We start from the raw sequence: 21,803 nt of genomic DNA on the forward strand, positions 1-21,803 counted from the left end.
ACGACTTATCTGCTTTCCAGCGCCTGCAGCAACGCCTTGTGGAACGCCTCCGGGTCTTCCATCTGCGGCGCATGGCCCATGCCAGGGAACTCCACCAGGCGAGCGCCCGGGATGCGCTTGACGGCCTCCTTGCCCAGCACCTTGTAATTGCCGATCTTCGCCTTGACGTCGGGCGGCGCGATGTCGCCGCCGATGGCGGTGGTGTCGCCGTCGCCGATCATCAACGTCACCGGCACTTTCAGGTTGGGGAATTCATGCACGACGGGCTGGGTGTAGATCATGTCGTAGATCAGCGCGGAGTTCCACGCCACGACCTGGTGGCCGGGTCCCGCGTTCAGGCCGGCCAGCATGTCCACCCACTTCTCGTATTCCGGCTTCCAGCGGTTCATGTAATACGTGCTCTTCTCGTAGCTGCGCACACTGTCGGCAGTGAGCTTCAGCTCGCGCTCGAACCACTGGTCCACGCTGCGGTACGGCACGCCCAGCGCCTTCCAGTCTTCCAGTCCGATGGGGTTGACCATCAGCAGATGCGACACGTTCTGCGGATACATCAGCGCGAAGCGCGTGGCCAGCATGCCGCCCGTCGAATGACCCAGCAGCGCCACCTTGCCGTCCTTCGCCTCCTTCGTCACGCCGATCTTCTGCAGCAGCGCCATCGTGTTCTGCGCCAGCTGGTGGAAGCTGTACTGGTAATGCGGCGGCTTGGTGGAGGCGCAGAAGCCGATCTGGTCGGGCACGATGACGCGGTAGCCGGCGCCGGCCAGCGCCCGGATCGAGGTTTCCCACGTCGCACCGCAGAAGTTCTTGCCGTGCAGGAGAACGATCGCCTGGCCGTTGCCTGTGCCCTGCGGCTTCACGTCCATATACGCCATCTTGATCGTCTGGCCCTGCGAGTTGAAACGGAACTGTTGCACGGGATAGGGGTAGCGGAAGCCCTGCAGCTCGGGACCGTATGCCGCGGCCGATGCCGCCGTGCCGATGAGCGCCGCCAGCGTGGCGGCGAGAAGATGTCGAACCATGGTTTACTCCGGGTTGGCAAAGCGCCAAATATAGACGAAACGACACTGTCCTGCCGGACGCCAGCGACCTTGCAAGGCCACTAAGTTTCGAACAGTTCGCAGGGAGAGCCCGGAACAGAGTAAACTACGCCCTTTCTGTCGCATGGGGCGATTCGAACAATAGGGAACCTGCACCACCATGAGCCGGCGTCGTTCCCGATAATTTTAGCGAGAACCACGATGACTGCAACAACCCAGGAACCCATTCTGTTTACCGATCTGAACCTCAGCCCAGCGCTGATCAAGGTCCTGAAGGAGGTCGGCTACGAACAGCCGTCGCCGATCCAGGCCGCCACCATTCCCCACCTGCTGGAAAACCGCGACGTGCTGGGCCAGGCCCAGACCGGCACCGGCAAGACCGCCGCGTTCGCGCTGCCGATCCTGTCGCGACTCGACACCCGCCAGACGTCGCCGCAGGCGCTCGTGCTGGCCCCCACGCGCGAGCTGGCGATCCAGGTCGCCGAGGCGTTCCAGCGCTATGCCGCCCATATTCCCGGCTTCCACGTGCTGCCGATCTACGGCGGCCAGAGCTACGGCCCGCAGCTGTCGGCGCTGCGCCGCGGCGTGCACGTCGTTGTCGGCACGCCAGGCCGCGTCATCGATCACCTGGACAAGGGCTCGCTCGACCTGTCGAAGCTGAAGACCCTCGTGCTGGACGAAGCGGACGAGATGCTGCGCATGGGCTTTATCGACGACGTCGAGCGCATCCTGAAGGAGACGCCGGAATCGCGCCAGACGGCGCTGTTCTCGGCCACGATGCCGTCGGCCATCCGCCGCATCGCCAACACGTACCTGAACGACCCGAAGGAAGTGACCGTCGCGGCCAAGACCGGCACGGCGGAAAACATCCGCCAGCGCTACTGGCTCGTCTCCGGCATGCACAAGCTGGACGCGCTGACCCGCATTCTGGAAGCGGAGCCGTTCGATGGCATGATCATCTTCAGCCGCACCAAGATCGGCACGGAAGAGCTGACGGAACGCCTGCAGGCCAGAGGCTTCTCGGCCGCCGCCATCAACGGCGACATGCAGCAGGCCGCCCGTGAGCGCACCATCGGCCAGCTCAAGGAAGGCAAGATCGACATCCTCGTCGCCACCGACGTGGCCGCGCGCGGCCTGGACGTGGAGCGCATCAGCCACGTCGTCAACTACGACGTGCCGTACGACGCCGAAAGCTACACGCACCGCATCGGCCGCACGGGGCGCGCCGGCCGCAGTGGCGAGGCGATCCTGTTCATCACCCGCGCGAACGCACGCTGCTCAAATCGATCGAACGGGCCACGCGCCAGCCGATCACGCAGATGGAGCTGCCGTCGCTGCAGGCCGTCAACGACGTGCGCATCGCCCGCTTCAAGGATCAGATCACGGCAACGCTGGCGCTGGGCGGCCTGAAGGAATTCCAGCAGCTGGTGGAAGAATACGAGCAGGAACACGACGTTCCTGCGACGGAAATCGCCGCTGCGCTGGCCATGATGGCGCGCGGGAACACGCCCCTGCTGCTCGACAAGAAGGCCGAAAAAGGCTGGCACGAGGATGGCGTGCGGCCGGAGCGTGCCGAGCGTCCCGACCGCGGCGACCGCCCCGAACGTGCCGAACGGCCACGTGCCGAGCGCCCGGACCGTCCGGCCATGCCGAAGAAAGAACGCACGGCGCGCGAGCCGGATGCGGGCATGGCGACCTACCGCATCGAAGTGGGTTACGAAGATGGCGTCAAGCCGGGCAATATCGTGGGTGCCATCGCCAACGAAGGCGGCATCGATTCGAAGTTCATCGGCCGCATCGAGATCTTCGAGGACTACACGGTGCTGGACATGCCGGCCGACCTGCCGGCGGATAAACTGCAACTGTTGACGGGCGTGCGCGTTGCCGGCCGCATGCTGCGCATCCGCCGCGACGGCGAAGCCGCACCGGAAGTGGCAGCCGCCGCTCCGGCGCAGGCCAAGAAACCGGTCGAGCGCAAGAAGGCGCTCGACGCGGTCGTCGAATCGGCGCTGACGGAAGAGGAAGCGCCGGCGAAGAAGAAAAAGGAAAAGCCGGGCAAGGTGACGATGCCGATGCGTCCTTACCGCATCGAAGTGGGCACGAAACACGCAGCCACGCCATCGAATATCGTGGGCGCCATCGCCAACGAAAGCGGCCTGGAAGCGCGCTACATCGGCCGCATCGAGATCTTCGAGGACCACTCCGTGCTGGAAATGCCGGATGGAATGCCGGACGAGATCTTCAAGCACCTGGGCAAGGTCTGGGTCGGCGGCCAGCAGCTGAAAATCAGCCTGGCCGACGAGATGCCGCCGGAGTCGGGCAAGCATACGCCGCCGAAGAAGCCTGTCGCAGGCAAGCCCAAAGCCAAGCGTTAATCCGCAATAACGCAAGTCCCGTCAGGGACTCCTGCACACCAGCGGTGCCCGCACGCACCAACATGGCAAATCGCCCGGCCCAGCGCCGGGCGTTTTGCCGTCCAGCACCCGCACAGTCGCGTCCACAGGAGTGGCCCGGATTTTGCATTGTCCTTTGCATTGACTCGCACCGAGGTGGCCGATGTTACTGCGAAACGACTTGCTTCAATATGACGCGCCGCGCCGCATTCTGCGCATCCTGTGGATCGATGCGGCGCGCCATGGCGCCTATGTCTTCGACGTTGCCGCGCGGGCCTGCGAGGCCGCGCACATCCGCGTCGCCACGCTGGAAGCGGATCTGGCCGAAGGCCGCGCCGTGCGCCTGGCGGAGGATCCGTTCCTCGTCACCGTCAACCAGGATGCGCTGCCGCCCCGGCACATCGAGCTGCGCGAGCGCGCATGGCAGATCGTCCAGGAGCTGACCGCCAGCGAGCCGGGCATCTACCAGTCGCGCCGGCGCGGCCAGCTGATTGCCGACTACACGGCGCAGCACGGGATTTCGCACCCCACCGTCTACCGGTACCTGCGCCGCTACTGGCAGCGCGGGCAGACGCCCAACGCGCTGCTGCCGGACTACGGCAACTCGGGCGCGCGGGGGAAGACGCGCGCTTCCACCGCCGGCATCAAGCGCGGCCGGCCGCGCAAGGAGGGCGCGCCGCCGGGCGTCAACGTAGACGAGGCGATGCGCCGCATCTTCCGGGTGGCGATGTCGTGCTGCGCGGGCATCCGGCAGTCGCGCCGCGCCACCTATGAAGCGATGGTGCGCGACTTTTTCAGCCAGCGCAGCGTCGACGGCGCCACGCGGCGTGTGGTGCGCACGCCGCCGTCGGACGGAGCGCCCAGCTTCGGCCAGTTCGGCTACTGGCTGGAACGATGCGACGTGCTGCGTCGGGCCGAGCGGCCGTTGCCGCTGGCACCGCACGCCGTTATCGCGCATCCGGGCAAGCCGGGCGCGGCGTTCCGGCTCGATGCCGTCCGTGCCGATGTGCAGCTGGTGGCCACCACGGAGCGCGACCGGCTGGTCGGACGGCCCGTGCTGTACGTTGTCAGCGATGTCTTCAGCGGCATGATCGCCGGTGTCTACGCCAGCCTGGAACCCCCGTCCTGGCAGCAGGCCGTGATGGCATTGGCCAACTGCGCCGCGGACAAGCCGCGCTATTGCCAGCGCCTGGGCCGTGCCATCACGGTGCAGGACTGGCCCAGCCGGCACCTGCCGGAGCTGCTGGTGGTGCCGCGCGCGCTGCGTCCGGCCGATGGGGGCGGTGCGCTGCGCAACAACTTCGGTGTGCGCTGCATCAGCGGCACGGCCGACAGCCAGACGCTCCCCTGGCGCGAGGCGCTGGAGCGTCGCTGCGCGCTGCTGCCGCTGGAGGCGGACCAGCTGGCGCCGCAGCTCGGCGGTCTCGATGGCGTGCTCGATATCGGCCAGTTCACGCGCCTTGTCGCCGATGCGGCGCTGGAGCACAATCTGCTGGCCGGCGCGGAAACGCCCGCGCCGCTGCAGCTGTGGGACTGGGGCGTGCAGCAGCGCGGCACCGCGCTGAAACAGTACCGCGAGGAGCTGGTGCATTGCCTGCTGCTGCCGGTGCACGACGCGACCGTCACGGCGCACGGCATCTGCCTGAACGGCACTTATTACAGTTGCACGCGGGCCGTGGAAGAGCGCTGGTTCGAGCGGGCCCGCCAGCGCGGCCACTGGACGGTGAAAGTGGCGGGCGACCTGACCCACGTCGATGTCGTCTACCTGCTCGATGCCGCCAGACCGCTGCAGTTCCACCAGTGCCATATCGTCGAACGGGGCACGACCGGCTACCCGGTGCAATCGCCGGAGGCGCCACGCCGCACGGGGCAGCCCTCTGGCCAGTACAGCAGTTTCGGCAGGGTCGTCGCGAGCCTTGCCAACTGACGTTTAACCAGTTCCTTCGGCTGGGTGTAGTGCCACCCACTCTTTGCGCGCCTCCCGGCGCGCTTTTTTTTATCCGCCATTCATTGCGCCGCAACGCCCACGTATCGTCTTGGTGCAAACGCGTTGCATGACGTGGCCGCGCAACGACATTGGCTGCGAAGCCGCATGCAAACAAAGTCCAACCGGGGCGGCGAGCCTTGTGGGGCAAGGCCTCTCCGACATGGCCGGCGGCGCGCAGCGCCGAACCAACTGCATTCGTTGCGCCGAAATCAGTGCTTTCGAAGTTACGAATGGCACGCCGATTGCTATTTCTTCACTGTGACTATTCAACAGCAGAAAGGGCATCGATGCAAAGTACAACATTGAAATCGGTCACACGGCGCGACTTCCTGTACCGTGCCGCCGCCGTCGGCGGCACCGGGCTGCTGCTCAACGCGATGAATGCCTGGGGGATGGGCATTGCGTCGACGATGGCGGTCCCGCCAGTGCTGAGCGGGAGTGGCAAGGGCAAGTCCGTCGTCATTCTCGGCGCCGGGCTGGCGGGCCTTACCGCGGCGTATGAACTGAACAAGCTGGGTTATCGCGTGCAGGTACTGGAGGCGCGCGGCTTCGCTGGCGGCCGGTGCCAGACGGCGCGCAAGGGTTTCGAGCTGACGGAGCTGGGTGGCGAGACGCAGCGCTGCGCGTTCGACGATGGCCTGTACATCAACCACGGCCCCTGGCGCATCCCGCTGCATCACCAGTCCACGCTGCATTACACGCGCCTGTTCGAAGTGCCGCTGGAAGTGATGGTGAACGATAACGACCATGCGTTCGTCTATCTGGAAAATGGCGGGCCCCTGGCGAAGCAGCGCCTTCGTCCCGCGCAGATCAAGGCCGACATGCGCGGCCACGTGGCCGAACTGCTGGCCAAGTCGGTGCAGGACCATACGCTCGACAAGCAACTCTCCGCCGACGACCGGCGCGCGCTGCTGGACTACCTCGCGCACGAGGGCCAGTTGAGCGCGGGCGACCTGCGCTACAAGGGGCGCACGGGCCGCGGCTTTGCCGTCAATCCCGGCGCCGGCATGAATCCCGGCGCCGGCACGCCGTCGGACCCGCTGGGGTTTGCGGACTTGCTGGCCTCCGGCGTGGGCAAGGTGTACAGCGCGGTGCAGGACTTCCCGATGCAGAACACGATGTTCCAGCCAGTGGGTGGCATGGATGCCATTCCAAAGGCGTTTGAAAAGCGCGTGGGCCGATTCATCCGCTATCGCGCCGAGGTGCAGAAGATCCGCCACGGCGAGCAGGACGTCACGGTGACGGTAAGGGACACGGCCAGCGGCAAGGTCGGCACCGTCACGGCCGATTACTGCCTGTGCACCTTGCCGCTGTCGGTGCTGCGCATGATCGACACGGACTTTTCCGATCCTTTCAAGGCCGCGGTCAAGGCGGTGGCGTACGCACCGGTCGGCAAGATCGGGCTGCAGATGAAGCGCCGCTTCTGGGAAGAGGACGACCATATCTACGGCGGCCACGTGCTGACCGATATCCCGGGCATCAACACGATCTCGCTGCCTTCGACGGGCTGGCAGAAAAAGAAGGGTGTGCTGCTGGGGTACTACAACTACACCACGGCGGCCATCGAGGCGAGCGCCCTGAGTCCGGCCGAGCGCGCCGAATTTGCCATTGCCGCCGGCGAGAAGATCTTTCCCGCTTACCGCGAGTCGTTCGAGACGGCGTTTTCGGTGGCATGGCACCGGGTGCAGTACAACCTGGGCGGCTGGGCCGAGTGGACGGAAGAGAGCCGCAAGGCCGCCTATCCGCTGCTGCTGGAAGGCGAAGGGCGCGTGCTGCTGGCGGGCGAACATCTGAGCTACCTCACGGGCTGGCAGGCAGGCGCCATCGAATCGGCCTGGCAGCAACTGGCACGCATCCACGAAAGGGCAAACGCATGAACCACATCATTTGCGCGCTCGCGCTGATGGCCTGCACGCTGCCGGCCAGCGCTGCCGGCACCGACGGCAAGGCCGTCTTCCAGAAAAGCTGCGCCGCCTGCCACCAGGCCAGCGGCAAAGGCATTCCCGGCGCCTTTCCGGCACTGGCCGGCAACGCCTTCGTTCAGGGGCCCGGGCAGGAACCGGCCACCGTGCTGCTCAAGGGCCGCGGCGGAATGCCCGACTTCTCCGCCAGCCTGTCCGATGCCGACCTGGCCGCCGTGCTGACGTACGTGCGTACCAGCTGGGGTAATCGCGGCGACGCCATGACGGAACAGCAGGTCGCGGCCTTGCGCACCGAACTGCAGGCAGCAAAGTTCGCCGCCAGCCCATTTGCCAACAAACACTGAAGGAACCCCATGAAGAACGCTGCCATCGCTACCCTGTTTCTGCTGACCGCCGCCACTGCCGGTGCCCAGGACATCGTCCGCCACAAGATTCCCGGCTCGGATTTCCCCATCGCCCAGGCGGTGACGCTGCCGCCGAACGCGACGATCCACTTCATCAGCGGCCAGGTGCCGCCCATCGTGGACAAGGCAGCCAATCCCGATTCGCTGGCCGCCTACGGCGACACGAAAACCCAGACCGTGGGCGTGCTGAAGAAAATCGACGAGATCCTCAAATCGATGAACCTGACGATGGGCGACGTCGTCAAGATGCAGGTCTTCCTCGTCGGCGATCCGGGCAAGGGCGGCCGCGCCGACATCAAGGGCTTCATGGACGGGTACACGCAGTTCTTTGGCGCCACGGCGCAGCCGGTCCCGCAACCGAACCTGCCCGCGCGCGCCGTGATGCAGGTGGCCGGCCTGAATTCGCCGGGCTGGCTCGTCGAGATCGAGGTGGTCGCCGCCAAAAAATAATCTTCCGCTGTCGCCGCATCCGGTTTTCCCTTCACCCCAAGAACAAAAGGACTACGCAATGCACAAGGCCATCATCACATCGGGCGCCGCCGCGATGCTGCTGCACACGGGACTATCTTCCGCCGCCGATCCCCAGGCCGACGTCGTCGGCGCCGCCGGCGCACCCGCCTCGGTGGGCGCCGTCATCGTCACGGGCACCCGCGCCAGCGGCCTGAAAGCGGAAAACAGCGCCTCGCCGATCCAGGTGATCGACGCCGCCTCGCTGCAGCGCACCGGCCAGCCGGACCTGATCCAGGCCATAGCGCAGAACATTCCGTCGTTTACGGCGCAGGCATTCGGGGGTGATACGGCCAACCTGACGCTGTCCGCCCGCCTGCGCGGCCTGTCGCCCAACAACACGCTGGTGCTGGTCAACGGCAAGCGGCGCCACGGCACCGCCAACCTGGCCGTGCTGGGCGGGCCTTACCAGGGCGGCGCGGCGGCCGACCTGAACTACATCCCGGTGGCCGCCATCGACCATATCGAGGTGCTGCAGGACGGTGCCGCAGCACAGTACGGCACGGACGCCATCGCGGGCGTCGTCAACATCATCCTGAAGTCGAACAACCAGGGCCTGTCCGGCAACGTCAACGGCGGCCGCTACGGAGACGGCGGCGGCCACACGGGCGATGGCACCGCCAACATCGGCTTCACGCCAATGGCCAATGCGTTCATCAGCCTGACCGCGGAATCGCGCTATCACGGCTACAGCGACCGGGGCGGCATCGATCCGCGCGTGCTCGATCCGGCCAACCTGGCCAGCCAGCCGCTGGTGCAGGTGCCCGGCTATCCGTACCTGAACAAGATTTCGGGCGACGCGCAGTATCACCTGCACACGCTGGCGCTGAACGCGGGCTACGATATCGATGACGACACGTCGCTGTACGCATTCGCCACGGCAGGCCGCAAGCACGCGCGCGCGCACGAGAACTACCGCATGCCGAGCCGCCTGCCGGCCGTCTATCCGCTCGGCTTCGATCCGAAGGAAACGATGAAGGAGACGGATTACGCGGTGACGGGAGGTGCCCGGGGCAAGATCGGTGGCACATGGAACTGGGAACTGTCGAGCACCTATGGCCGCGACGAAGCGAAGATCGGCGTCGAGGACACGGCCAACGTCTCGCTGTACAACGACACGGGGTTCACGCCCACGTCGTTCGCGGCGGGCGAATTCATCGCCAGCCAGTGGACGAACAATTTCGACATCAGCCGCGAGCTGGAGATGGGCTGGGCGAAATCGTCGACGTTCGCGATGGGCCTGGAGCACCGCATCGACCGTTACGAGATCGTGGCTGGCGATCCGGGCTCGCGCTACAAGGAGGGCTCGCAGTCCTACCCCGGCTTCTCGCTGACGGATGCTGGCAAGTACAAGCGCAACAACAAGGCCATCTACGCCAACTTCATCAGTTTCCCGCTGCCGGGATGGACGGTCGACCTGGCCGCCCGTTATGAGCACTTCAGTGACTTCGGCAACGCCAAGGTGGGCAAGCTGACGAGCCGCTACGACATCACGCCGACAATCGCCGTGCGCGGCACCTACAGCAACGGCTTCCGCGCGCCGACGCTGGCGGAGCAGTATTACTCGGCCACCAACGTGTCGCCCACCAGTGCCTTCGTGCAGCTGGCCCCCAACTCTGCCGGCGCCAGGCTGGTGGGCATCGACGGCCTGAAGCCGGAGGCATCGACGAACCTGTCGGCGGGGCTGGTCCTCAATCCCGCCAACAACGTTTCCGTGACACTGGACGCGTATCAGATCAAGATCCGCGACCGCATCGTCGGCAGCGGCGCGTTGTACGGTTCCGGTGGCGCGGTCAACTCGCCGGCCGTCGTCGCGGCCATCCTCGCCAACGGCAACGTGCTGGACCCCACCGTCAGCGAAACCGGCATCAATATCTTCTCGAACGCCGTCAACACCCGCTCGCGCGGCGTGGAGCTGGTGGCGACCGTCAACAGCAACTATGGCGACCTGGGGCGCGTCGACTGGTCGCTGGCCGCCAATTACAACCAGGTGCGCGTCACCAAGATCAACCAGGCGCCCGCGCAGCTGATGCCGCAACAGCTCCTTGACCGGACGGCGATCTCGAACCTGGAGACGGCTTCACCGCGCACGCGCGTCAATCTCGGGGCGCTATGGAAACTGGGCCAGTGGACGGTGAACCTGCGTGAGGCGATCTACGGCAAATCGAGCAATTTCGAATCGCCCGATGGCGGCACCTACTTCAAGAATGAAGTCGGCACGACGGCCATCACGGACCTGGAGATCAGCTACAAGATCAATAACAACTGGACTGTCTCGGCAGGCGCGAACAACCTGTTCAACCAGTATCCCGACCAGGTCAACGCCCAGTTGCTGGCCGCGTACCGTGCGGACCTGAACAACGCGGCCGTCACGATCTATCCGTCGTTCTCGCCGTTCGGCATCAACGGCGGCTATTACTACGCGCGCGCGAGCTTCAAGTTCTGACGCGGGTGCGATGACAAGCCAGGGCGGGGCGCGTTATGCTGCGCTCTGCCCTTTCACTTGTCGAGGATACGATGCGCAAGCCGTTCCGCCATTCCCTGCTGGCCGCCGCCGGCTCATTCCTGACCGCCGGTACCGTGGCAGCACCCATGTCGCTGCAGGACTACCTTGCCCTGATGGGGCCGGAGCCGGACCGGCACATCGCCTATGGCCCGGCGCCCTCGCAGTTCGTCGAGCTGTTCCAGCCCGCAGGTGATGGGCCATTCCCCGTCGTCGTGCTGATCCATGGCGGTTGCTGGACGGTGGAATTCGGCGGCATCGCCCAGATGCGCAATATGGCCGGCGCGCTGAAGGCACAGGGCATCGCCGTCTGGAACGTGGAATACCGCCGCCACGACGAAGCGGGCGGCGGTTACCCCGGCACGTACCAGGACATCGCCACCGCCGTCGACCGGCTGAAAGCGGAAGCGCCGGCGCATCGTCTGGACATCGGCAGGATCGTCGCGGTAGGTCACTCTGCCGGCGGCCACCTGGCACAGTGGGCCGCGTCGCGCCACCGGCTGCCGTCATGGAGCCCGGCCTGGACACCCGACCCGCTGCCGCTGCCGACGGTCATCAGCCTGGGCGGCCTGGCCGACCTGCGGCACCAGGCCGCGCTGATCCAGAGCAGCTGCGAGCGCAGTACGACGCAGCTGGCCGGCACGCCAACGGCCGCGCGGCCCGACGTGTTCGCGGATACATCGCCAGCGGAGCTGCTGCCCGCCGGAGTCCGCACAATCCTCATCCACGGCGAATACGATGTCGTCTCGCCGCCATCGACCGGCACCGCCTACGCCGCCCGCGCGCAGGTGGCCGGTGACCAGGCCGAGGTCATCGTGCTGCCCCGTGCCAGCCATTACGACGAGGTGGCGGCCACGTCGCCGGCCTGGGCGATTGTCGGGCGGGAGATACGGCGGGCGCTGGATATGCTGAAATAATAGAAGATCAGGCGGGGAAGTTCGAGCATAGCTGGGGAGCTACGACAGCACGGACCATGGCGGCAAGGTGCCAGCCGCTTCCTCGACGAGTGTCGTAATGGGGAAACCCGCAGCGCTGAAGGGCGACATGACGTTTTGCCCCCAGTGCAAAGGGACCTTTGCGATCCAGCCCGACGGCAAAGGCGCCAGGCACAATGGCAAGCCCTACGCGCACGATGGCGACGGCACCGCGTGCGGCGCGCCTCATCGCGTCACTGTAGGCTCAATACTCGTCATACTTGCGCGCATCCCCACGCACCTGCGCCGCCGGATACTTCGACGCATTCAGCGCTAGTTTTTCCAGCGCCGCGGCGTGCAGGTCAACGTCCATCTTGTCGGCCAGCTGCACCAGATACAGCAGCACGTCGGCCAGCTCGTGGCGGATGCCTTCGCGTTTGCGTTCGTCCAGTTCCGCAGGCGCGCCGGTGGGCAGCCACTGGAAATGTTCGACCAGCTCCGCCACTTCGACGGACAGCGCCATCGCCAGGTTCTTCGGCGTGTGGTACTGCTGCCAGTCGCGTTCCGCAGCGAAGGCGCGCGTCAGGTCGCGCAGCTGTTCGAGCGGGTTCATGTCAGCGCCTTGGCCATGAAGACCGACAGCGGGTCGGCCGGATAATCGCCGAACGGGCCGCGGTACTTGTAGCCCAGGCGCTCGTACAGTGCCAGCGCCTCGACCAGCGTCGGACCCGTTTCGAGCATCAGCGTCGTGCAGCCCTTGGCGCGGGCACTCGTCTCCAGTGCGGCGAGCAGCTTGCGGCCCACTCCCTGGCCGCGTGCCACGGGGCGCACGTACATGCGTTTGACTTCGCCATATTCCGGCCCGATCACGATGCCGGCGCAGCCCAGCGGGGCGCCGCCGGCGTCGCGCGCGACGGCGAACAGCACGTTCGGTTGCGCCAGCGACGAGACGTCCAGCGCGTAGACATTTTCGGCCGGGTAGAGCGAATAGAGGTGGGCATCCAGTTCGGCGATCAACTCGTGGACGTCCGGCTGGTCGGCGGTTTCAAAGGATATCTGCATGGTCTTGGCAAGCGTTTTCGGACGATTATTCGGTGGCCCTGATGGTATCATCCCCGCGCCGCTCATTCGGGGCCGACTGAGGGCAAGACACCATAAGGATCTCGATGAAATCGCTTCTCTCTCATGCCGTTGCCCTGACGTTCGGTTCGACCTTGCTCGCAACCTCGCCTGCCATGGCTGCCATGGCCCCGCGTGCGGACAATGCCTGGCTGTCGCAGGTCGACGCCGAGGCGCGCTCGCAGCGCGTGTCGAATGTCGCTTACCAGCTTGACTTCACGCTGACGGGCAAGGAGACCTTCGCCGCCACCACCACGCTGCAGTTCGACCTGAAGGATGCCGATGCGCCATTGACCGTGGACCTGGACAAGGCGACGATCAAGGCGCTTACCGTCAACGGCAAGACTGTCGCGCCGCAGTACAACAACTGGTTCATCACGCTGGCCGCCGCCGACCTGAAGGCGGGCCGCAATACCATCGTCGTCAGCTACGAACGTCTGCACAGCACCAATGGCGAGGGCCTGCACCGCATGGTCGATCCCGTCGACGGCCGCGTCTACACCTACTCGCATTTCGAGCCGGCCGCGGCGCACCAGATGTTCGCGCTGTTCGACCAGCCCGACCTGAAGGCCACGTACCAGGTCAACGTGACGGTGCCCGCCGACTGGGTCGTCGTCTCGACCACGCGCGAGTCGTCCGTGCAGGATACCCAGGGGGGCAAACGCTGGACGTTCCCTGTCACGAAGAAACTGTCGCCGTATAACTTCTCGATGCATGCCGGCCCATACAAGATGTGGGGAGACGGCAGCGGCAAGTATCCGATGCGGCTGTTCGCGCGCCAGTCGGTGGCGGCGCAGATCGATCCCGCCGAATGGTTCAAGTATACGAAGCAGGGCCTGGCCTTCTTCGACGGGTACTTCGGCATCCCTTACCAGTTCGGGAAGTACGATCAGCTGCTGGTGCCGGACTTTCTGTACGGTGCGATGGAAAACGCCGGCGCCATCACCTTTGCCGAGGCGCGCTTCCTGCACAAGGACAAGATGACGACGGACCAGCGCCACACGCTGGCCAGCGTCATCATGCACGAGATGGCGCACCAGTGGTTCGGCGATCTGGTGACGATGAAGTGGTGGAACGGCCTGTGGCTCAACGAAAGCTTCGCGTCGTTCATGGGGACGCTGGGCACGGCGGAGTCCACCGAATTCAAGAACGCATGGCAGTATTTTTACTCACAGGGCAAGACGGCCGCCTACCGCCTGGACGAGTCGCCAGGCACCCACCCGATCGAAGTGCCCGTGCCGACGACGGCCAACGCGTTCGACAACATCGATGCGATTACCTACTCGAAGGGCGCATCGACATTGAAGCAGCTGCGTCACCTGCTGGGGGAAGAAACGTTCCGCAAGGGTGTGCACAATTACCTCGTCAAATACCAGTTCCAGAACGCGAAACTGGACGACTTCATCGGCAGCCTGGGCGAAGCGGCCGGCCGCGACCTGACGCAATGGACGCAGCAGTGGCTGTATCAGCCTGGCGTCAACACGATCACGGCGGACTACGCCTGCAAGGCCGGCAAGGTCACGGCGTTCTCGCTGCGCCAGACGGCCGCGCAGGCGCATCCCGTGCTGCGCGAGCAGCGCGTGCAGGTGGCGCTGTTCGGCGCCAGGGGGAAGACTCTGGCGCTGGATCGCAACGTGGCCGTGACGTACAACGGCGCGAGCACGGAAGTGCCGGCGCTGAAGGGTGCCGCGTGCCCGGATCTGGTCTATCCGAACTACCAGGACTGGGGCTTCGTCAAGGTGCAGCTGGACGACCGTTCCGCCGCCACCGCGCGCGAGGACATCAGCAAGGTGTCCGACCCGCTGCTGCGCACGATGCTGTGGCAAAGCATGTGGGACGGCGTGCGCGATGGCGCGCTGCCATTGAACGTGTTCCTGCAGACAGCCCTGAACAACGCGTCGCGCGAAACCGATTACGCCCTGCTGGGCAATGTGCTGGACAAGGTCCGCGGCGGCCACGCCTACCTGGAGCGCATGGCGCCGCAGGCGGCGTACACGCGCCGGACGGCACAGGCGCTGGAGGCGCTGGCATGGCAAGGTGTGCAGAAGGGCGCGGACGCGAACTTCCGCCGCCGCTGGCTGGCCACGTATATCGAGCTGGCGTCCAGCCGTGAAGCGCTCGAGCGGCTGGCGGGGTTGCTCGCGGGACGCGGCGTGCCGCAAGGCGTAACGATCGGCCAGGACGTACGCTGGAATATCGTTGAAAAGCTCAATGAACGAGACGCCCAGGGCAGCGCCGCGCTGCTGGCGGCGGAAGAGGCGCGCGACAAATCCGATACCGGTTCCGCAGCGGCGCTGGCGGCCAGCGTCGCGCGGCCCGACCCCCAGGTCAAGAGCGCATGGCTGGAAAAGATCGGCGATCTGAAGACGGACTTGCCGTTCTCGCGCATCCGCACGGCGATGGAAAACCTGTACCCGGCGTCGCAGGCGGCACTGGCCGAACAGACCGCGGAGCGCCGCCTGGCGCAGCTGCCGGAACTGGACAAGGCTGCCGGGCCGGTGTTCATGCGCTCCTATGCCGCCACGCTGATCCCTGCCGCCTGCACGCCGCAAAGCGTGCAGCGCCTGGCCGATGCGGCAGCGAAGCAGACGACGTTGTCCGCCGGCGCACGGCGCGCGCTGCTGGCCCGTCATGACGAGGATTCGCGCTGCGTGGCCATCCGCAAGGCCATGACGGTGCCGCTGGACTGATCGGGCACACGCCATCGATAACGACGCCGGCCCTGTGCCGGCGTTTTTTTCGTCGCGACATCCCCGGTGTCCACCATGGCCCGCTCGACCCGATGTCGGCTGCAGGCCGTGGAGGTGGCGATGCGTTAGCCGCGGGTTGCGCGTCAGCGCTGCGGCAACGGGTAGGTGGCGGGGCTGACGTTGCCGTCCTTGTCCACGGCCTGCACGCCGAAGAACACGTTGTCCTTCGACAAGTCGCTGCGGAACGACGTCACGTTTCCGACGAACTTCGCGCCCTGCCAGTCGGCGGCCGTGGTTTCGCGCCAGACGACGCGGTAGCCGGCGAGATCCGGTTCCGTGTTCGCCTGCCACACGAGGTCCGTCTTGTTGTCCAGCTTTGCCGTCAGCACCTTGACGTCGCGCGGTGCGGCCGGGGCCAGCGCCAGCGTGGCCAGTGCCGCCGCATTGACGCGTGCCACCTGCGCCGTGTAGTCGGTGTCGACGAACTGGATCAGGTCGCCGTACTGCGTGCCGCCTTCCTTGCGCAGGTCCTGGTGCTGGTGGCGGAAGTCCTCGGCCGGCTCCGTGAAGCGCAGCGCCGCGTAGCCCTGTTCGAGGAACGGGATATGGTCGCCACCGCGCAGGTAGCGGTCGCGCCGCTGGATCACCGTTACCTTGAAGTTCTTCACATAGCGCTCGCCCGCTTCCTTGACGTGGCGGGCCAGCTGGCGCGACGGCGAATCGTTCTCGCCGCCGGTCTGGATCAGCGTGCGCAGCGCATCGGGCACTTCCTTCACGGCCGGGATGCCCTCGGCGAACAGGCGCACCTGCTTGTTGTCACGCTTGCCGTCCTCGTTGACCGAACTGCCGATGATGTCGTTGGTGAACATGCCGGCCACGTTGACGTTGTTCTTGCGCGCCTGTTCGGCCCAGTGGCCGGCGCCGAACAGGCCCTGTTCTTCGGCTGCCACGGCCATGAAGACGAGCGTCGCGTCGAAATTGCGTTTCGCCATCACGCACGCCATCTCCATCACGGCGGCCGTGCCGGAGGCGTCGTCATTGGCGCCCGGCGCATCGCTGGTGTAGTCCATCACGTCCGTCACGCGCGAGTCGTAGTGACCGGACACCACGTACAGCCGGTCTTTCGATGCGCCCTGCGAACCGGGCAGGGTCGCGACGACGTTGACGATTTCCGTGGGGCGCGACAGGCGCGGCGCGACCGGGTGCAGATGGCTGTCGAACGTCACCTGCAGCTTGCCGGCGCCGCAGCGTTCCAGTTCGGACTTGATCCAGCGGCGCGCCGCGCCGATGCCGCGCGTTTCCGATTCGGTTTCCGACATCGTATGGCGCGTGCCGAAGCTGACCAGTTTTTCGATATAACCATGGATGCGCTGGGGCGAGATCTCGCGGACGATGGCGTCGATCTCGGCCTGGCGTTGGGGGACGCCGGTGGCTGGTGCGCCTGCGGCCACCGCGCAGGTGGTCAGCAGGACGGCAGCGGCGACGGGCTTCTTCGGGAAGTACATGGGTTTCCTTGTGCTGTGGATGGCGTCGCACAGCTTACCTCAACCTGCTGCCGCGTTGCGCACTGCGTTAGAATGCCCGCCTTAACTTACTGCAGCGGAAGCGACCATGACCTACGAAGAATACCTTGACGAAGTCACCACGCTGATCTTCGAGAAATTTGGCGTGACCGAAAAGCAGGCCATCACGATGGTCATGCGCGCGCAGGATGCGGAGTTCTTCGTCAAACACGACGACAACGAAGCGCTGCGCAACGTCGACCAGGCGCATGCCGATGCGAAGGCGCTGTATGCGGCGGCGCAGGAAAAGCAGCCACCGCGCCGGAAGTAAGCGAGGTGCCGGCCCGGCGATGCGTGCGGGCCGGGGGGGCTTTCAGGTCCGGATCATGTCGTGAATGCTGTAGCTCATCACGGCCAGGAACGCGACCAGCCCCAGATACAGCACGCCATAGTTGACGCGCGTGTCCAGCTTGACGTTGTAGTAGTCCGGCGTCGGAGCCGTCTCGCCGCGCCAGGCCGCCTTCAGCTGCGGAATCGCCAGCAGGCCGACGACGATCAGCATGGGACTGGGCCGGTAGAAGAACAGCGCAGCCAGCAGGGGCACACCCAGCAGCCAGACCTTGGGCGAGACGATGGCGGTGATGCGGCCGCCGTCGAGCGGCGCCAGGGGGATCAGGTTGAACAGGTTGATCATGCAGCCCGAATATGCCAGCGCCAGCAGCAGCTGGCTGTCGTTGTCGCGCGCGGCGAAATAGCACGCCAGCGATGCCACCGTGCCGGCCAGCGGACCCATCACGCCGATGTACGCCTCTGTCTCCGCGTCGTGCGGCTGGTCCTTCAATGCAATCCAGGCGCCGACAAACGGGATGAATGCGGGCAGTCCCGCCGCCAGCCCGCGCTGGCGCGCCGCCACGTAATGGCCCATCTCGTGGACAAAGAGCAGCAGCACGAAACCGGCCGCGTAGCGCCAGCCGAACACCCAGCTGTAGACGACCAGCGACAGGAGCATCGTGCCGCCGGACGTCAGCAGCTTGCCCAGTTTGCCGGCCGCGAACAGCCAGATCAGCAATTTGGCCATGTCAGGACTTGGTCAGGTCGACCTTCGGCTTGCGGCCCAGCAGCTTGCCGATGCCCATCACGGCGGCGCCGACACCGACAATGATGACCTTCTTGAACGCCAGCAGCAGCGCGAACAGCTTGCCGAACAGACCTAGCTTGGCGGCGGCGCCACCGGCGATCAGGGCGGCCAGGCCGTACTCGGCCACCTTGTCGGTGCGCTCGTTGAAGTCGGCATAGCGGTTGCCGGCGGTGAAATCGGAAAACGCCGTCACGGCCTTCATCTCGTTGCGGATCTGGCCGATCTGGTCCATGCCGGCAACCGCGTTCAGCACCAGTACGCCTTCACGGCCCAGCACGCGGATGTTGTAGTTCAGGCCGTTCTGCGTATCGCCTTCGCTGTGCAGCTCCTTGGCCCAGTACAGCTTGTGGCTGGTCTTGTCGTAATGGGGTGCTTCGGCCCAGCCCACCAGCGTCATCGGCTGGTAACCCTGTTTCTTGCGCTCTTCATTCGCCTCGACCATCGACTCCTGCATCGTTTTCAGCAGCTCGTCATATTTGATGCTGTCGGCATCGTCGTCCTTGACGTGGCCCTGCTTCTCATACGTCACCACCACGCCCCAGCCTTCGCGGCTGAGCGGGTGGACGGCGGTGGGAACGATCATGCCCAGCGTTTCGATGCCTGGCGGATTGCCCCAGCCTTCGCTGAGCAGGCGGCCGGCGTCCGCCGGCGACAGGTAACGGAAGTTGGGCGGCAGATTCAGCGTGGCGATGTCGCCCGGCAGCGTGATTTTGCCTTCCTGGAATTTCAAGGAGGTCATCAGTTGCCCGGGGCTGGCTTCGGCAGCGTGGGTGAGCGGGACCGCCAGCAGCAGGCAGAGGACGGCGGACAATAGCGATTTGAACGTCATGATTCGATTCTGAAAATTGGGGGAGTTACTGCGCGACGGTGCGGCCGGTTACCGCGGCTGGCGTCCCGCTTTGCGTTGCAGTGGTGCGGCCGACCGGGGCGGCTGTGGCCAGCGGGGGTGCGGTTGGGTCCGCCGGCGCGCCAATGGCGCTGTAGCCAACCGGACGCATGGCGACGGTGATGGCGTTCGGGTAGTCGAAGCCGGCGCCCGTCTGGCGGTCGACGGCATAACCGATGAGGCCGCCTACCAGCACATTGCCCCATACGGCAGTGTTGGCACCCGATTCGACGCGCGAATTGCCGACCAGCGCGTCATGCCGGCAGTGGACAACGAGGTCGGCCGTGCTCTTGTGGATCGTCGTCGAGCCGGGGCTGGTGAGGAACCAAGTGCCGACGTCGTTGGTCAGCGCGCAGCCGACACCTGCAAGCTCGCGGTGGTCGTGGATAGTGGTGATTGTGACGGCCTGCAATTGCTTGCCGGTGATGGATGCGCAGCCTGTCAGCGCCAGCGCGGCAAGCGCGCAGGACAGTGGTTTCAACATGGATTTCCCTGTTTGAAGTGGTCGGCCGCCTCGGATGGGCGTGCTCTATGGAATGTGGCGACCATTTTACGCAACAGGGCGTTGTCAGAATCTCGCCAAATGTAACATTCAGGGAATATCTGTTTCTTTCTGGTATGCGGCGGGTGCCGTCGGGCGGCACCCGCGCCGAATCAGCGTAACCCGGCGATGGCGACAGCGTCGGCCCCTGCCGGGATGCGCATCGGCGCGGCCGGGTCGGTCACTGCCTGCCATACGGCTTCGGCCACGTCCGCAGCATGCGTGACGGCGGTCGATTGCGCCCGACCGTCGAATACCTGCTTCGCGAAGGACGCATATGCGTCGGGAATCGCCCCGTCCATATGCGGCCGGGCGTTTTCACCGAAGCGCGTTTCGGGAGACCGCCCCGGCAATACGAGGTGACAGCGCACATTGAACTGCGCCACTTCCAGCGCCAGCGACTCGGTAAACGCATTCACGGCCGCTTTGCTGGCCGTGTAGGCAGACAGCAGCGGCAGCGGCAGCAACGTCACGCTCGACGTCACGTTGACGATCACACCTGCCTGACGCAGCCGGAACTGGGGCAGCACGGCCTGTGTCAGTGCGATCGGGCCCAGCGCGTTGGTCTCGAACAGGGTGCGGACCGTCGACATGGCGGTGCCCTCCAGCGCACCCAGCGCGCCGATGCCCGCGTTGTTGACCAGTACGTCGATCGGGCCTGCCGCAGCAAGGGCACGCTCGATACTGTCCGGGTCCGTCACGTCCAACGGAATCACGCGCAGCCGTGGAGAGGAAGGCAGGATGCCGTCGGCGGGCCTGCGCATCGTGGCGACGACGTTCCAGTCCCGCTCGAGGAAATAGCGGGCGATTTCAAGGCCGAAGCCGGACGAACAGCCAGTGATCAGAACGGTTTTCATGTTGACTCCTGTAGGGGTGGGCAATAACCAGACTGTAGAGGAGCGGGCCCGGACTTGCTACAATCGTTCGTCCACCTTCCTTTAGCGAGAGTCCGAATATGATCGACCCGCTGGCCGAAGCGGTCACGCTGCTGCAGCCGCATGCCCGCTTTTCCAAAGTCGTCAGCGCCGCCGGGCCCTGGCGCGTGCGCCGCCGCGAGCTCCATCAGCCGTTTTACTGCGCGATCCTCGAAGGCGCGTGCCTGCTGCAAGTGCCAGACCACGATCCCATTGCTCTGTTGCAGGGTGATTTTGTGCTGGTTCCGTCCGCCTGCGGCTTCACCATCTCGGGCGTGGCACCGCCGCCGGCGGAGTCCGCGGACAGCGTGCCGACGCTGCTGCCGAACGGCGAATTCCGCCACGGCCCGGTCGATGCGCGGGCGGACGTGCAGATGCTGCTCGGCTACTGCACGTTCGATTCGCCCGATGCGGCACTGCTGGTGTCGCTGCTGCCGCAGCTGGTGCACGTACGCGGCGAACCGCGCCTGGCAACGCTAGTATGCCTGGTGGGGGACGAGTCGCGCGCCGAGCGGCCAGCGCGCGAGGAAGTGCTGTCGCGCCTGCTGGAAGTGATGCTGATCGAAGCACTGCGGTCCGCGGCAGGCACGGTGGCGTCACCGGGTTTGCTGCGCGGCCTGGCGGACGAGCGCCTGGCAATGGCGCTGCGCCGCATCCACGAGGATGTGGCAAGACCCTGGACGGTCGCCCAGCTGGCGCAGGAAGCGGCCCTGTCGCGCTCGGCGTTTTTCGAACGTTTCAGCCGGGCGTTGGGCGTTGCGCCGATGACTTACCTGCTGGCGTGGCGGATGGCGCTGGCCAAGCGCCTGCTGCGGCAACGGGAAGCGGGCATCGCCGCTATCGCCGAACGCGTTGGCTACGGTTCCGCCAGCGCGTTCAGTGTCGCGTTCGCCCGGCACGTGGGACTGCCGCCCGGGCGCTATCTGCGCGAGCAGGGCGCCGTCAGTGGTAAAAGTAGGGCGCCAGCACCGATACTTCGGTGATTGCCTTGACGGGCAACCCGTTGCGCTCGGCGACCTGGCGGATGGCGTCTGGCGTGGGGGCATCGTAGATGCAGAAGGTGCGGGTCTTGTCGTCGCTGACATAGGAGTGCACCCAGGTCACGCCCTGTTCGCTGTTGGTCGCGACCACCTTGCCCAGCGCTTCGGCACCGCTGGCGTCCACGGGGATATTCAGACCGTCGGGAAAAATGCGTTCCACCATGTAGCGGGGCATACGAACCTCCTTGCGCGGGTAAAGGGTGAGAATTCAAGGCTGAGAATTCAAGGCCGAGAATGCAAGATAGTCCAAAACACCCGGCAGGGCAACGGTTCGATGACGCCGGGGCCCGCCATTGACGCGGGCCT

The 21,803-nt window shown here is 65.7% G+C and carries 19 protein-coding genes and 1 pseudogene; 11 read left to right on the forward strand and 9 right to left on the reverse strand.

What is annotated here, in order from left to right:
- Positions 1-5 precede the first annotated feature (5 nt).
- Positions 6-1,019: an alpha/beta fold hydrolase gene (locus E1742_RS19340; protein ID WP_134386786.1), complete on the reverse strand. Its 1,014-nt coding sequence runs from the start codon at positions 1,017-1,019 to the stop codon at positions 6-8.
- A 219-nt stretch (positions 1,020-1,238) separates the two neighbouring features.
- Between E1742_RS19340 and E1742_RS19345 the strand changes: the two are divergent.
- The 8 genes and pseudogenes from E1742_RS19345 (at position 1,239) to E1742_RS19380 (ending at position 12,004) form a co-directional block, all read left to right on the forward strand.
- A pseudogene (locus E1742_RS19345) lies at positions 1,239-3,412 on the forward strand (DEAD/DEAH box helicase).
- A gap of 181 nt (positions 3,413-3,593) precedes the next feature.
- Complete coding sequence (locus E1742_RS19350; RefSeq protein ID WP_134386788.1) at positions 3,594-5,357, forward strand: TnsB C-terminal domain-containing protein; 1,764 nt, start codon at positions 3,594-3,596, stop codon at positions 5,355-5,357.
- 347 nt (positions 5,358-5,704) lie between these two features.
- Positions 5,705-7,294 carry a flavin monoamine oxidase family protein gene (locus E1742_RS19355; RefSeq protein ID WP_134386790.1) on the forward strand — a complete coding sequence of 530 codons (1,590 nt, stop codon included), beginning with the start codon at positions 5,705-5,707 and terminating at the stop codon, positions 7,292-7,294.
- On the forward strand, positions 7,291-7,683 hold the full coding sequence (locus tag E1742_RS19360) for a c-type cytochrome (protein WP_134386792.1): 393 nt from the start codon (positions 7,291-7,293) through the stop codon (positions 7,681-7,683). The genes E1742_RS19355 and E1742_RS19360 overlap by 4 nt, the downstream gene beginning before the upstream one ends.
- Positions 7,684-7,692: 9 nt before the next feature.
- Positions 7,693-8,193, forward strand: a complete 501-nt coding sequence (locus E1742_RS19365; protein WP_134386794.1) for a RidA family protein — start codon at positions 7,693-7,695, stop codon at positions 8,191-8,193.
- Positions 8,194-8,251: 58 nt separating this feature from the next.
- On the forward strand, positions 8,252-10,696 hold the full coding sequence (locus E1742_RS19370) for a TonB-dependent receptor plug domain-containing protein (RefSeq protein WP_134386796.1): 2,445 nt from the start codon (positions 8,252-8,254) through the stop codon (positions 10,694-10,696).
- Positions 10,697-10,731: 35 nt separating this feature from the next.
- Entirely contained in the window at positions 10,732-11,670 is a 939-nt protein-coding gene (locus tag E1742_RS19375; protein WP_307721887.1) for an alpha/beta hydrolase, read from the forward strand.
- 31 nt (positions 11,671-11,701) lie between these two features.
- Entirely contained in the window at positions 11,702-12,004 is a 303-nt protein-coding gene (locus E1742_RS19380; protein ID WP_134388243.1) for a PAAR domain-containing protein, read from the forward strand.
- On the opposite strand, the gene E1742_RS19385 is transcribed toward E1742_RS19380, so the two are convergent.
- Together E1742_RS19385 and E1742_RS19390 are read right to left on the reverse strand one after the other, a co-directional pair.
- A complete protein-coding gene (locus E1742_RS19385) occupies positions 11,933-12,280 on the reverse strand; it encodes a nucleotide pyrophosphohydrolase (protein WP_134386798.1) in 348 nt (115 codons plus the stop codon). The two genes, E1742_RS19380 and E1742_RS19385, sit on opposite strands and share 72 nt — an antisense overlap.
- Entirely contained in the window at positions 12,277-12,729 is a 453-nt protein-coding gene (locus E1742_RS19390; protein ID WP_134386800.1) for a GNAT family N-acetyltransferase, read from the reverse strand. Before E1742_RS19390 ends, E1742_RS19385 begins: the two co-directional genes overlap by 4 nt.
- A 104-nt stretch (positions 12,730-12,833) precedes the next feature.
- Between E1742_RS19390 and pepN the strand changes: the two genes are divergently transcribed.
- The gene (gene pepN, locus E1742_RS19395; protein ID WP_134386802.1) at positions 12,834-15,476 is read left to right on the forward strand and encodes an aminopeptidase N; all 2,643 of its coding nucleotides are present in this window, start codon (positions 12,834-12,836) and stop codon (positions 15,474-15,476) included.
- 143 nt (positions 15,477-15,619) lie between these two features.
- Here pepN and E1742_RS19400 read toward each other — a convergent pair whose 3' ends face one another.
- Entirely contained in the window at positions 15,620-16,981 is a 1,362-nt protein-coding gene (locus E1742_RS19400; protein ID WP_134386804.1) for a M28 family peptidase, read from the reverse strand.
- Positions 16,982-17,087: 106 nt separating this feature from the next.
- Between E1742_RS19400 and E1742_RS19405 the strand changes: the two genes are divergently transcribed.
- Positions 17,088-17,309, forward strand: a complete 222-nt coding sequence (locus E1742_RS19405) for a hypothetical protein (RefSeq protein ID WP_134386806.1) — start codon at positions 17,088-17,090, stop codon at positions 17,307-17,309.
- Between the two features lie 42 nt (positions 17,310-17,351).
- Here the strand turns inward: E1742_RS19405 and E1742_RS19410 are convergent, their stop codons facing one another.
- The 4 genes from E1742_RS19410 to E1742_RS19425 form a co-directional block, all read right to left on the reverse strand.
- Positions 17,352-18,056 carry a site-2 protease family protein gene (locus E1742_RS19410; protein ID WP_134386808.1) on the reverse strand — a complete coding sequence of 235 codons (705 nt, stop codon included), beginning with the start codon at positions 18,054-18,056 and terminating at the stop codon, positions 17,352-17,354.
- A gap of 1 nt (position 18,057) precedes the next feature.
- The gene (locus E1742_RS19415) at positions 18,058-18,945 is read right to left on the reverse strand and encodes a DUF2167 domain-containing protein (RefSeq protein WP_134386810.1); all 888 of its coding nucleotides are present in this window, start codon (positions 18,943-18,945) and stop codon (positions 18,058-18,060) included.
- Positions 18,946-18,970: 25 nt separating this feature from the next.
- Positions 18,971-19,486 carry a hypothetical protein gene (locus E1742_RS19420; RefSeq protein WP_189569186.1) on the reverse strand — a complete coding sequence of 172 codons (516 nt, stop codon included), beginning with the start codon at positions 19,484-19,486 and terminating at the stop codon, positions 18,971-18,973.
- 170 nt (positions 19,487-19,656) lie between these two features.
- The gene (locus E1742_RS19425) at positions 19,657-20,400 is read right to left on the reverse strand and encodes an SDR family oxidoreductase (protein ID WP_134386812.1); all 744 of its coding nucleotides are present in this window, start codon (positions 20,398-20,400) and stop codon (positions 19,657-19,659) included.
- Positions 20,401-20,498: 98 nt separating this feature from the next.
- Here E1742_RS19425 and E1742_RS19430 point away from each other — a divergent pair, with 98 nt between their 5' ends.
- Positions 20,499-21,440 (forward strand): AraC family transcriptional regulator, encoded by a 942-nt coding sequence (locus E1742_RS19430; RefSeq protein WP_134386814.1) that lies wholly within the window; start codon positions 20,499-20,501, stop codon positions 21,438-21,440.
- Here the strand turns inward: E1742_RS19430 and E1742_RS19435 are convergent.
- Positions 21,400-21,672 (reverse strand): DUF4242 domain-containing protein, encoded by a 273-nt coding sequence (locus E1742_RS19435; RefSeq protein ID WP_134386816.1) that lies wholly within the window; start codon positions 21,670-21,672, stop codon positions 21,400-21,402. The two genes, E1742_RS19430 and E1742_RS19435, sit on opposite strands and share 41 nt — an antisense overlap.
- Positions 21,673-21,803 lie beyond the last annotated feature (131 nt).

The sequence above is a fragment of the Pseudoduganella plicata genome, assembly GCF_004421005.1.
Lineage (GTDB): Bacteria > Pseudomonadota > Gammaproteobacteria > Burkholderiales > Burkholderiaceae_D > Rugamonas > Rugamonas plicata.